Source organism: Psychrobacter sp. K31L (genome assembly GCF_017942195.1).
GTDB lineage: Bacteria > Pseudomonadota > Gammaproteobacteria > Pseudomonadales > Moraxellaceae > Psychrobacter > Psychrobacter glaciei.
The window spans coordinates 118,275-129,340 of sequence record NZ_JAGKSC010000003.1 but is presented as its reverse complement, the minus strand read 5'-3'; the positions used below and the strand labels follow the sequence as shown (position 1 = coordinate 129,340).

Here is an 11,066-nt window from a genome sequence, read left to right as displayed (position 1 = left end):
ATTAGGACTGCTGATCGCTAAAATCGTCCCAAACTAGGCGTAAACCGACGATAATGTCGAGACCTTAGCTAGGTTTACAACAACGTTTGGGGTGATTTTAGCATCAGCCTTTCAGGGCAAGGCTATTTTTTGCCAATACATGGCGAAATTGTCTAACCTAGAATGACTAGGCATCAAAAATTTCACTGCGTATTGTCTAAAAAGTAGCCACTGCCAGTTCCACATTTGAATGTTCAATAGACCCTAAATAAAACCTACCTAAAAAAGTTAGACGTCAGTGCTAGCATAAGGACTATAAAATGAATATGGCAACACAAGATGGTAAACTTTGGATGAATGGCACGATGATTGAACAGCCAGATGCTAAGGTTCATGTGCTTACGCATAGCTTGCATTATGGCATGGCGGTGTTTGAAGGCGTACGTGCTTACCAGACAGCTGACAATCGCACGGCTATTTTTCGCCTAAAAGAACATACCGAGCGTCTACTGGGCTCAGCGAAAATCTTTCAAATGGATGTACCATTTGATGCTGCAACCCTAGAGCAAGCGCACAAAGACGTGGTCAAACAAAACAACTTAGCAGAAGCCTATATTCGTCCCCTCATTTGGGTAGGCGCAGAAAAACTTGGCTTGTCATCACGCGATAACAGCATCAACGCGATGGTTGCTGCATGGCACTGGGGCGCTTATCTGGGCGAAGAAGGTATCAAAAACGGTATCCGTGTAAAAACCTCTTCATTTACCCATCACATGACCAACGTGACCATGTGCAAGGCCAAAGCCTCTAGTAACTATCCAGTGTCTATCATGGCCAATCAAGAAGTCACTCGTAATGGCTACGACGAAGCTATTTTGATGGATCCGCAAGGCTATGTCTGCCAAGGTGCTGGTGAAAACTTGTTCTTAGTAAAAGATGGCGTGCTACATACGCCAGACTTAGCGGGCGGAGCACTTGATGGTATCACTCGTCGTACTATCATTCAGTTCGCTGATGATTTAGGTATTAAAGTCGTTGAGCGTCGTATCACTCGTGATGAGTTTTATCTCGCGGACGAGATATTCATGACTGGTACGGCTGCTGAAGTCACACCTATCCGTGAATACGATGATCGCACGGTCGGTAATGGCGGCCGTGGACCCTTGACTGAGAAACTGCAAACCTTGTACTTTGATGTGGTACATGGCCGCAATGAGCAGTATATGGATTGGTTAAGCTTTATTGACTGATAAAGCAGTTACTTTGAAGACCAAAAAGGCTGAACATAATTGTTCAGTCTTTTTTTTGTGCTAATATAGCCATCATATTTATTCATAATATTAAAGTGAGCAGTCAATGCCAATAGATTCTAGTACAGCAGATAATAAGAATATCAAACAAATCATCTGTATTAAATGGGGCACAAAGTACGGGGCTGATTATGCCAACAAACTGTATGGCATGGTGTCTCGTAACATTACACCACCATTTCGCTTTGTCTGCTTCACTGATGACACCACCGATGTACGTCCAGAAATCGAATGTCAAGCACTGCCGCCACTAGATGTTGCTATGCCAACCAACACACTCGGTAAATGGCCAAAATCTCGTTTGTGGGGTGAGACGCTTGGTGATTTGACGGGTACAGTACTGTTTGTAGATTTGGATGTGATTATAGTAGACAGCCTCGATCCTTTCTTTGAATATGGCGAGCCGGATGATATTATTTTGTCTTATAATCCTAGTAATCCATTAGAGCGTTTAGGCCAGACTTCTTGCTTTAGATTTCAGATAGGGGCGCTTGTTTCATTGCAAGAAAAATTCAAAGCAGATCCGCAAGGTATCGCTGATGAGTACCGTTTTGAGCAGCGTTTTGTCACTCGTAATGCCCCCGGCGGCGTCAAGTTGTTTCCAAAGGCATGGGTGGCACACTTTAGACGCAAATGTCGTCAGCCATTCCCGCTTAACTACTTTAAAGAGCCAAAGATTCCTAAAGGTGCTCGTTTGGTTATCTTCCCTGGTGACCTATATCCTACGCATGCGATCGAAGGCAGATACAATAAAAATGCTGCCAATAACGCCAAGGAACATTTGAAACAGCTTACTGAGCCCAAAAACTTAAAAAGTCCACTACGTCATTTGCGCCATTTTATCTTACCAGTAGGGTGGATTGAGAAGTACTGGAAAGAATAAGCACAACACGGCCTAGTAAAAATTAGTATCGATGTTTTAACCCTTATAAATATGAGGGTTAGAGCATTCCCTAGTGAACGGATAGAGTTATGAAAACAAACGATACCATCAGAGTCTTTGTGGGCTGTGATCCAAATAACTGTGATCTAGAGCAGATGATGGTTCTAGATTATAGTATTCATAAACATACCAGTGTACCTGTTGAGATAGTATGGATGCAGCTATCGCGTGACCCTGATAGTTATTGGTATTCGGATCCTGAAAATGGTAAAGGCTGGGATACCACCAAGTGGTCAACTCCTTTCTCTGGTTTTAGATGGGCGATTCCGGAGTATTGCAATTACTCTGGACGTGCGATTTATATGGATGCTGATGTCGTAGTTTTAGATGATTTATCAAAGTTGTGGCAGCATCCTATCGAAGGGCAGTCTATAGTAGCGGCCAAAACAAATGCTGACATGACTCGGCTATGTACTTGTGTTTGGGATTGTGAGGCCGCAAAAACTGCTGTTTTACCTATTGAAAAACTCAAAAAAAATCCGAAAAGTCATCAAGAAATGATGGCGCTATTTAAGAAAAATACTCAGTTGATTGAGCCTTACCAAGACAGTTATAACTGTATAGATGGTGAAGAGTTAGTGATAGAAGAAATTAAAATTCTACATTATTCGGATATGGGCACACAGTTTAGTCATCAATACGCAATAGCCAGAGTGAAGGAAGAAGGCTTTGAGCATTGGTTTGATGGTGAGATAATGCCGCACCCAAGACAAGATTTGTCCGAATTTTTTGATGTCTATTATAATGAGGCGCTTGCCAATGGATATCATTTAGATAATTATCGAGTAGAGCCTTTTGGAGATTTTCCAAAAAAATCTCAACAAGGCTACAGTGGTAATAAAGTCACTCGTCCGAGCGTTTCTAAATCATTGTTTTCTAAGTCATTGTTTTCGAAGTTATTTAAGCGCTAGCTGTTTCGATAAAATAATTGCAGGTTTTTTTAAGTGACTAAAGATTTAATCCATAGGTTGTAGTTTATGAATCAGCACAAAAAAATAGCGTTACTCGTTATTAATTGCCTACAAGGTGGCGGTGCGGAGCGTGTAGTATTAACTTTAGGTCAAGGGTTTGATCAATTAGGCTATGAGGTACACGTCTTAAGGTTCAAACCCTTGGTAGAGTATGACTTAAGTCCAAATCTTAATTACCACGTACTCAAATTCAAACCCTATAAGCTCATACCTGGATGTGAAAGGCGTGATAAAATTTTTGCGCGTTCTGTCGATAAATATATTTCACAAAATATCGGTCAGCCTGACATCATATTGTCTAACCTTGATCGAACGGATAGTATCCTGAGTAACAGTAAACTGCCCAATATCATCTATATTATTCATAACACCGTATCACTGCTCTACAAATTCAATAAAAATTGCGATGCTGAGCAGTTGAAGAAAAGAATGGTGGAGATATATACTAAACATCCGTGTGTATGTGTCAGTGAGGGCGCTGAAAAAGATTTTATCAAAAGCTTTGGTCATATTACGCCAACGACTGCAATCCACAATCCAATTGATAAAGACAGCATTCAAAAGCAGGCTGATGCTTTCATTCCTGAATATCAAAACTATATAATCCATGCGGGTAGCTTTAAAGATGCGAAGCGTCACGATATATTGATAAAAGCCTACGCAAAAACTGATCAATCTATGCCGTTATTGCTCTTGGGTCAAGGTAAACACAAGAGCGAGATAGAGAGATTAGTCACAGAATTAGGTTTAGAAAAAAAAGTGGTGTTTTTAGGTTTTCGTGACAACCCTTTTCCCTATATTAAGCATGCGCAATTTAAGATACTGACTTCTGACTGGGAAGGCTTTGCTTTGGTCATTGCGGAGGCTCTAGCGCTAGGTACTCCAGTTATTAGCACCAACTGTCCGTCAGGTCCAAGTGAGCTACTGCCAGAAATTAACTTGATGCCAATGGGCGATATTGATACGATTGCCGAAAAAATGCGTCAAGCAATGAATAATCCACAAAAATTTCATGCGCCATTTAATGAGTCACTTATGCCAGCCAGAATAGCTGAGAAATATCTTGAGTTTGCTCAAAGGCTGGATTCTACAAAGTAATAAAATAACGTCACCTTTAAATTCATAACAACTATTTCTAAGAATATTTAATAAATGATTACTACTACTACTACCCAGATAAAAGAAGACTCCAATAAAAAAGAAAAAGTGCTACTGGTTATCAATTGTCTTCAAGGTGGCGGCGCTGAGCGGTCTGTTTTGACTCTTGGACAAGGTTTTTATGAATTAGGTTATGAAGTCCATATTTTACGATTCAAATCTAAAGTAGCCTACGAGCTCAGTGATAATCTCTTTTATCATCAGCTGGATCTGAATGCCTATAAATCTGTACCTACTAAGCCTCTTAGACACTGGTATTTTGCAAAAATGTTAGACAAGTATGTGACTAAGGAAATTGGCATACCGATATTGACGTTATCAAATTTAGATAAAGCCGATATGGTCATGCGTCACAGTAATCTACCTAATATTGCACATATTATCAGGAATACTATTTCTAAAAAAATCGAGTTGTTTAGAAGCGAAGGTAAAAAAGTAGGAGAGAAAAAATTAAGTAATATTTATTCTCGGCATCCTTGTATCTGTGTCAGTCAAGGTGTTGAAAAGGATTTTCAATCTACCTTAGCTGTTACAAATACAACGACAATATATAACCCAATTGATAAAATACAAATCATGGAGTCGGCATCAGAATTTAAACCAGAATTTGATGATTATATTATTCATGTTGGCAGTTTTAAGACACAGAAAGCTCATGAAGTATTACTTAAGAGTTATGCAAAAACTAGTAAGACACTCCCACTTCTATTACTGGGCGAGGGTGCCTTATTAGAATCAATGAAAGAGTTAACTACTTCTCTAGGTCTAGATAACAATGTGCATTTTCTAGGTTTTCAGAAAAACCCATATCCTTATATTCAAAAAGCAAGGTTTATGGTTTTATCTTCAGTATTTGAGGGGTTTGGACGTGTTATTGCTGAATCATTGGCTTTAGGAACACCTGTTATTAGTACAGATTGCCCATCAGGTCCAAGAGAGTTGTTACCGCCATATAACCTTGTTTCCGTAGGAGATATTGACGCTTTAGCTAAGAAGATGGATGAGGCGATGGCTAATGCTGATATCTATCAGTCTTCGTTTGATGATGAGCTATTGCCAATTAAAATTGCTCAACAATATATAGCGTTCATGACTAAAAGTGATTAGCTGCTTCTTATTTATTAATTTAAATTCAACTACATATAAAATTTACTATAGATCAGAACAAAAGAGTTCTGTATTAATCCAACCACCATTTAGACCAATCATCTTTATGCAATTGCCGTAGCGTGGCAAAAGCACTCTGGTTATTCTGTAGTTTTTCGAATACAGCGAGCAGTATAGTAGTAGCTAATTTGTCGACTTTGTAGAATTTGTGATAGCGCTTGCGCATATTTCTCAGACTGTCATCGGTGCCGATACGAAAATAAGTGAGACCATCATATAGAGACAAGTCACCAGCATACAGTATGTCGGTTTTTTCATCTAATAATGGTATGGGTTCAGCAGCAGGAGGGGCTTGTAAAAAATTTTTGGTCTCATAAGTTCGGACAGTATTCATTAGTGTAATGACATTCATCAAAATAGCGGCTCTATTGACGTTATCTGAGTGATCGATGAAAGTATCGCAGGCTGAAACTATCCAGCGTAGTGACAGGTTTTCTAATAAATAATGGTTCTCTGCCACCCATAGCCTTTCGAATTCTGCAAATATTTTGTCCATTTTGTATTTACGGCGCATCAATATAATAAGCGTATTGTGATAAAAGCAGAGTTCAGACTCACCCAAGGATTGATGCTTTAAGTTATTTAAATGACATTCTAACGCCTTGCTCTTACGTTCGTCTGTCAACGTCTCAATATCGCACATTGACTCTGTAATTGTTGTTGCTTTCATGTCGTCAAAGCTTTTGCCATCATAGTTTTTGATAACCTTGCCCGCATTCAATCTTTTTTCGCTTCGAAACATGAGTAGCAATTTTCTTTGCCAATTAGAAGGTGTGGTCATGTCATCAAAATCCTTTGAGAAAATACAACGATATTAAAGCTTTAACATCTATAACATGGGTTTTAGAGATAATTACCTATTCAAACTGAATAATATTGTTTATACCAAGCGACAAATTTTTCAATACCGTCTTCGATACTGGTTTCAGGCTTGAAGCCAATATCATCTACCAGCTCATCTATGTCCGCATAAGTAATCGGCACGTCACCTGCTTGCATCGGTAATAGATTTTCCTGAGCTTTTTTGCCACAAGCGTCTTCGATAGCACTTATAAAGCGCCGCAAAGTTACTGGTTGATTGTTACCAATGTTGTAAATCTTGTATGGGGCAGTCGCTGTAGTGATAGTAGGATACTGGGGAGAGGGTATTCTATTCATTATGCGAATGACACCTTTGACGATATCATCAATATAAGTAAAATCACGCTGCATATCACCGTTATTGTAGATATCAATGGGTTCACCAGCCAGAATTTTTTTGGTAAAAGAAAAATACGCCATATCAGGTCGACCATAAGGACCATAAACCGTAAAGAACCTTAATCCTGTCGTAGGGATATTGTATAAATGACTGTAGCTATGCGCCATGAGCTCATTCGATTTTTTGGTAGCGGCATATAGGCTGATAGGAAAGTCAACACAATCAGCAGTCGTAAATGGCTGTTTGATATTCATACCATAGACAGAGCTAGAGCTGGCATAGATTAAATGCTTGATATTGTGGTGACGGCAGCCCTCAAGTATATTAACAAAGCCAACTACGTTTGAATCAATATAGGCGTTCGGGTTCTCGATAGAGTAGCGTACGCCCGCTTGGGCACCCAAGTTAATAACCGTATCAAACTGATAATCAGAGAAAAGGTTTGACATAGCATCGCGATCAGCAAGGTCTAACTTAATGAACGTAAAGTTTTCTGGTGTTGATACGCTATTTAATATCTCTAAACGCTCTGCTTTTAGGCCTGTGTCATAATAATCGTTAAGATTATCAATACCAACGATAAAGTGCTCTTTACCAGATAAGTCTGTTTCCAGTAGCGCTTTGATTAAATGAAAACCAATAAAGCCTGCAGCACCCGTGACTAAAACTTTCATCAGTCGCTCCCGAATAGGTCTCTTGTGAATACTTTATCAGAGACGTCTTGTATGTCAGCAGATAGGCGGTTTGCCACGATGATATCACTCATCGATTTGAATGCTTCTAAATCTTGAATAACTCGCGAATTAAAAAATTCACTCTCTTGCAGTGCAGGCTCATAAACAACAACTTCGATACCTTTTGCCTTGATGCGCTTCATAATACCTTGTATCGCAGAAGCTCTAAAATTGTCTGATCCACTTTTCATGACCAGTCGATGTATGCCCACGATTTTTGGCCGTTTTTCGATAATTTTGTCAGCAATAAAGTCTTTGCGAGTTCTATTAGAATCGACAATAGCCTTTATAAGGTTGCTTGGCACCTCATCATAATTTGCCAATAGCTGCTTAGTATCTTTGGGTAGGCAGTAGCCGCCATAGCCAAATGACGGATTGTTATAATGGTTACCTATACGTGGGTCTAAGCCAATACCTTCTATGATTTGTTTGGTGTCAAGCCCAAAGGTTTGTGCGTAAGTATCGAGCTCATTGAAATAGGCCACGCGCATTGCTAGGTAGGTATTAGAAAATAATTTAATGGCTTCAGCTTCAGTTGATTCTACAAATAGTAGCGGTACCTCTTTTTTGATAGCGCCTTCAAGCAATAACTCAGCAAACTGCTGTGCCTGTTCAGACTGTGCACCTACGATGATTCGAGAAGGGTAAAGATTGTCGTGTAGTGCTTTGCCTTCTCGCAAAAACTCAGGCGAGAAAATAATACGATCAGTGGCATAGCGCTCTCTGATACTAGCGGTATAGCCAACGGGCACGGTAGATTTTATAATAATAGTCGCTTGCTGATTGACTAGAAGTACTTGCTCAATCACTGCTTCTACCGTTGATGTATTGAAATAATTGGTCTTGGTATCATAATCGGTCGGTGTTGCGACGATGATAAAATCAGCCCCTTCATAGGCCGTCGCAGCATCAAGTGTCGCAGAAAAGTTGAGATTTTTATGCGATAGAAAGTCTTCAATATCTTCATCTTCAATTGGAGACTGTTTTGCATTTAATAGGTCTATTTTTTCAGGAACAATATCCACAGCGACGACTTCATTGTGCTGTGCCAATAGCATTGCATTTGATAAGCCTACATAGCCTGTACCTACTACTGCTATTTTCATAATATATCCAAAGTTGTCTTTTGTTTATTATTTTAAGTTTATTGCTATTTATTGTCATCTAACAATAATGACGAGGGTAAATAGGCTGAGAATTTTTGCACCATAGCAGCGGTAATTTTTTGATAGGAGTTCGCTCCAAGTAAATCCAGACTTTGTATGCATCCATATTTAATAGATTCTTTGTACAAATCGGTTATAAAGTCCTCGACACCCTTTTCATTTTTTAGATAATTGATAGACGTATCGGGTTTCAACTCGGCTTGGCCTTTTTGGATTTTTAAATGATTCATCAGCGTTATGGGGTTTACTTGCGCAACATTTCTGAATTTGTACTTTATTTGCTCTGTCAATAATTGAGGATTATCCAACAAATGGGCTTTTAAAATATTTTTATCAACAATATGAGGATAGTGATGAATCTCAAAAAATTTATCCATATCAAGTATTTTAGCACTTAACATTTGCGCTATCGTGTGCCTCGGTTGTATCGGTGTTCCAAACAGTTTGAAGCGAGATTTGCGAAAATTAAGCTTGGCATTTAATGCAGCACTTTTACGCCACTGCCCATGAATGATAATTTTTTCACCGTCCAAAAAGTCATTGATCCTCACAGGCTGATTAAAAAAGAAATCGTCATTCATATAGATGAAATAGTCAGACAGTCCCTTAATGTTCCATATCATCGTCTCAATCGATCGGGTATTGAAAGTGGGTAAAAACTGCTCGTAACCAACGAACATCTCTTTATGATCCACAATACGTATTTTATCTGCTGAACAGATATTTTGCTTGGCAAAATCATCGATGAATGCTGGTCGTTGTTGGTCGGTGACAATATATATATGACGACAAAAAGGCACGTATTTAATGATAGACGCTATATTATAGTATATCTCGTCGTCACTAGCGAAACGCGTGGCCGTTATCGCATCTGAAGCGACTACTTTGTCTGATTTATAATTTTCTCTCTTTTGTTTGAGCATGGGATCTGCACCATCCACCCAGGCGATGACAACATCTAATGTTTTCTCGTCAGGTTGCTTCATGACTGATCCTATTTTTTGTAAACATGTTCTATCAACACGCCGATGTTTGTATTAGCTACATCAATCCAGCGATGATATTTGTTGATATGAGTATTGACAAGGTTTAGTTGGTTTATACAATAAAAATTGATGACTATTTTGCTATGCTATGGTTTGTTATGCTGTGGGAAATCAGGCAAGCCATGACTATCCTTCAAGCAATAAAAGCAAAGGTCTAAAGGTAGATGAGACTAGCATATAAAGTCAGAACGCTGCAATAATTATGACTATTGATACACTCATTTGGCTGACCCTTCCTACTTATACCTCAACAAAATTGTGAGCTGAGACCCTGATGCCACCTATTATTCTATTAATACTAAAGGCGCTGGAAGGTCGCGGTGCTGAGCGCATGGTCACGACTTTGGCACGTGCTTATGCTGATTTAAATTATAACGTTCATGTGCTTTGTCTCGAATATACTCAAGATATGCCATTAGATTCACGTGTTCAATATCATGTAGTGCCATATGACGAGGTGTTTTCTGAGCAAAATATCGAGCCAAAATCTAACCAAGCACAGGCCTATGAAGCAGTCGCTAGGCGTATCGATGATTATGTACTGAGTCAAATAGGAACACCAGATCTGATATTGGCCAACATCTATAAAATAAACTGGATCATGGCATATAGTCGATTACCAAATATCGTGAATGTACTACATACGGCGCTATCTAAGCAGTTTCAGAATCCATTATTAGATGCGCCGGTACAGACTATAAATCATCTAAAAATGGTCTATGGCGCCCATCCGTGTAGCTGCGTCAGCGATGGGGCGCGTCAGGATTTATTGGCACTGATAGGCAATGTGAATAAGACGACGACCATCTATAATCCTTGCGCTGTCGATGACATAAAGAAAGCCGCCAAGCAATCGTTAGCGCTCAGCCAATTCGGTATAACGTATAAAGGCTATATGATTCACGTTGCCTCGTTCGATAGCATGAAAGGTCATCACGACTTACTACATGCCTATGCCAAAACAGCACGGCGCTATCCTTTAGTCTTGGTGGGTAAGGGGAGGCTGGAGAGTGAGATTAAACAGTTAGCTACGGCGCTTGGCATTGACGATTGTGTGAAGTTTCTTGGTTTTCAAGCCAATCCTTATCCATTGATTGACTCAGCGGCTTTGCTGATAATGAGCTCTAAGTTTGAGGGTTTTGGGTATACCATCGTTGAGGCGCAAGCGTTAGACGTACCTGTAATAAGTACTGATTGCCCGTTTGGTCCAAGGGAGCTGTTACCCGCTAAGAGCTTAGTACCAGTAGATGACATTGATGGGTTGGCTATGCTCATCGATCAGGCAATAGACAATCTCACACACTATATAGTACCGCTAAATCAGCAACTACTGCCGAATCACATCGCCCAGCAATACTTAGCGTTTGGTTCAGTGTTGAATTCATGAGGTA

At 39.6% G+C, this 11,066-nt stretch carries 10 protein-coding genes; 6 read left to right on the top strand and 4 right to left on the bottom strand.

What is annotated here, in order from left to right; translation table 11 throughout:
- Nucleotides 1-299: 299 nt before the first annotated feature.
- The 5 genes from J5X94_RS06075 (at nucleotide 300) to J5X94_RS06055 (ending at nucleotide 5,468) form a co-directional block, all read left to right on the top strand.
- Nucleotides 300-1,229, top strand: coding sequence for a branched-chain amino acid transaminase (locus J5X94_RS06075; protein WP_194363167.1), 930 nt, complete (start codon nucleotides 300-302; stop codon nucleotides 1,227-1,229).
- 106 nt (nucleotides 1,230-1,335) lie between these two features.
- Nucleotides 1,336-2,172 carry a glycosyl transferase gene (locus tag J5X94_RS06070; protein WP_210540623.1) on the top strand — a complete coding sequence of 279 codons (837 nt, stop codon included), beginning with the start codon at nucleotides 1,336-1,338 and terminating at the stop codon, nucleotides 2,170-2,172.
- Nucleotides 2,173-2,261: 89 nt separating this feature from the next.
- Complete coding sequence (locus J5X94_RS06065) at nucleotides 2,262-3,143, top strand: glycosyltransferase (RefSeq protein WP_210540622.1); 882 nt, start codon at nucleotides 2,262-2,264, stop codon at nucleotides 3,141-3,143.
- Nucleotides 3,144-3,209: 66 nt separating this feature from the next.
- Nucleotides 3,210-4,301 carry a glycosyltransferase gene (locus J5X94_RS06060; protein WP_210540621.1) on the top strand — a complete coding sequence of 364 codons (1,092 nt, stop codon included), beginning with the start codon at nucleotides 3,210-3,212 and terminating at the stop codon, nucleotides 4,299-4,301.
- Between the two features lie 54 nt (nucleotides 4,302-4,355).
- Nucleotides 4,356-5,468: a glycosyltransferase gene (locus J5X94_RS06055; protein WP_210540620.1), complete on the top strand. Its 1,113-nt coding sequence runs from the start codon at nucleotides 4,356-4,358 to the stop codon at nucleotides 5,466-5,468.
- A 73-nt stretch (nucleotides 5,469-5,541) separates the two neighbouring features.
- Here the strand turns inward: J5X94_RS06055 and J5X94_RS06050 are convergent, their stop codons facing one another.
- The 4 genes from J5X94_RS06050 to J5X94_RS06035 form a co-directional block, all read right to left on the bottom strand.
- Nucleotides 5,542-6,309, bottom strand: coding sequence for a hypothetical protein (locus tag J5X94_RS06050; RefSeq protein ID WP_210540619.1), 768 nt, complete (start codon nucleotides 6,307-6,309; stop codon nucleotides 5,542-5,544).
- A gap of 80 nt (nucleotides 6,310-6,389) precedes the next feature.
- Nucleotides 6,390-7,403: an NAD-dependent epimerase gene (locus J5X94_RS06045; protein ID WP_210540618.1), complete on the bottom strand. Its 1,014-nt coding sequence runs from the start codon at nucleotides 7,401-7,403 to the stop codon at nucleotides 6,390-6,392.
- Complete coding sequence (locus J5X94_RS06040; protein WP_210540617.1) at nucleotides 7,403-8,569, bottom strand: nucleotide sugar dehydrogenase; 1,167 nt, start codon at nucleotides 8,567-8,569, stop codon at nucleotides 7,403-7,405. Before J5X94_RS06040 ends, J5X94_RS06045 begins: the two co-directional genes overlap by 1 nt.
- 44 nt (nucleotides 8,570-8,613) lie before the next feature.
- Entirely contained in the window at nucleotides 8,614-9,615 is a 1,002-nt protein-coding gene (locus J5X94_RS06035) for a capsular polysaccharide biosynthesis protein (protein WP_210540616.1), read from the bottom strand.
- 334 nt (nucleotides 9,616-9,949) lie between these two features.
- Here J5X94_RS06035 and J5X94_RS06030 point away from each other — a divergent pair, with 334 nt between their 5' ends.
- Nucleotides 9,950-11,062, top strand: coding sequence for a glycosyltransferase (locus J5X94_RS06030; RefSeq protein ID WP_210540615.1), 1,113 nt, complete (start codon nucleotides 9,950-9,952; stop codon nucleotides 11,060-11,062).
- Nucleotides 11,063-11,066 lie beyond the last annotated feature (4 nt).

Bases quoted from the DNA above. Each gene is read 5' to 3' on its own strand.
- J5X94_RS06075 (WP_194363167.1), top strand. From the start codon at position 300: ATGAATATGGCAACACAAGATGGTAAACTTTGGATGAATGGCACGATG.
- J5X94_RS06070 (WP_210540623.1), top strand. From the start codon at position 1,336: ATGCCAATAGATTCTAGTACAGCAGATAATAAGAATATCAAACAAATC.
- J5X94_RS06065 (WP_210540622.1), top strand. From the start codon at position 2,262: ATGAAAACAAACGATACCATCAGAGTCTTTGTGGGCTGTGATCCAAAT.
- J5X94_RS06060 (WP_210540621.1), top strand. From the start codon at position 3,210: ATGAATCAGCACAAAAAAATAGCGTTACTCGTTATTAATTGCCTACAA.
- J5X94_RS06055 (WP_210540620.1), top strand. From the start codon at position 4,356: ATGATTACTACTACTACTACCCAGATAAAAGAAGACTCCAATAAAAAA.
- J5X94_RS06050 (WP_210540619.1), bottom strand. From the start codon at position 6,309: ATGACCACACCTTCTAATTGGCAAAGAAAATTGCTACTCATGTTTCGA.
- J5X94_RS06045 (WP_210540618.1), bottom strand. From the start codon at position 7,403: ATGAAAGTTTTAGTCACGGGTGCTGCAGGCTTTATTGGTTTTCATTTA.
- J5X94_RS06040 (WP_210540617.1), bottom strand. From the start codon at position 8,569: ATGAAAATAGCAGTAGTAGGTACAGGCTATGTAGGCTTATCAAATGCA.
- J5X94_RS06035 (WP_210540616.1), bottom strand. From the start codon at position 9,615: ATGAAGCAACCTGACGAGAAAACATTAGATGTTGTCATCGCCTGGGTG.
- J5X94_RS06030 (WP_210540615.1), top strand. From the start codon at position 9,950: ATGCCACCTATTATTCTATTAATACTAAAGGCGCTGGAAGGTCGCGGT.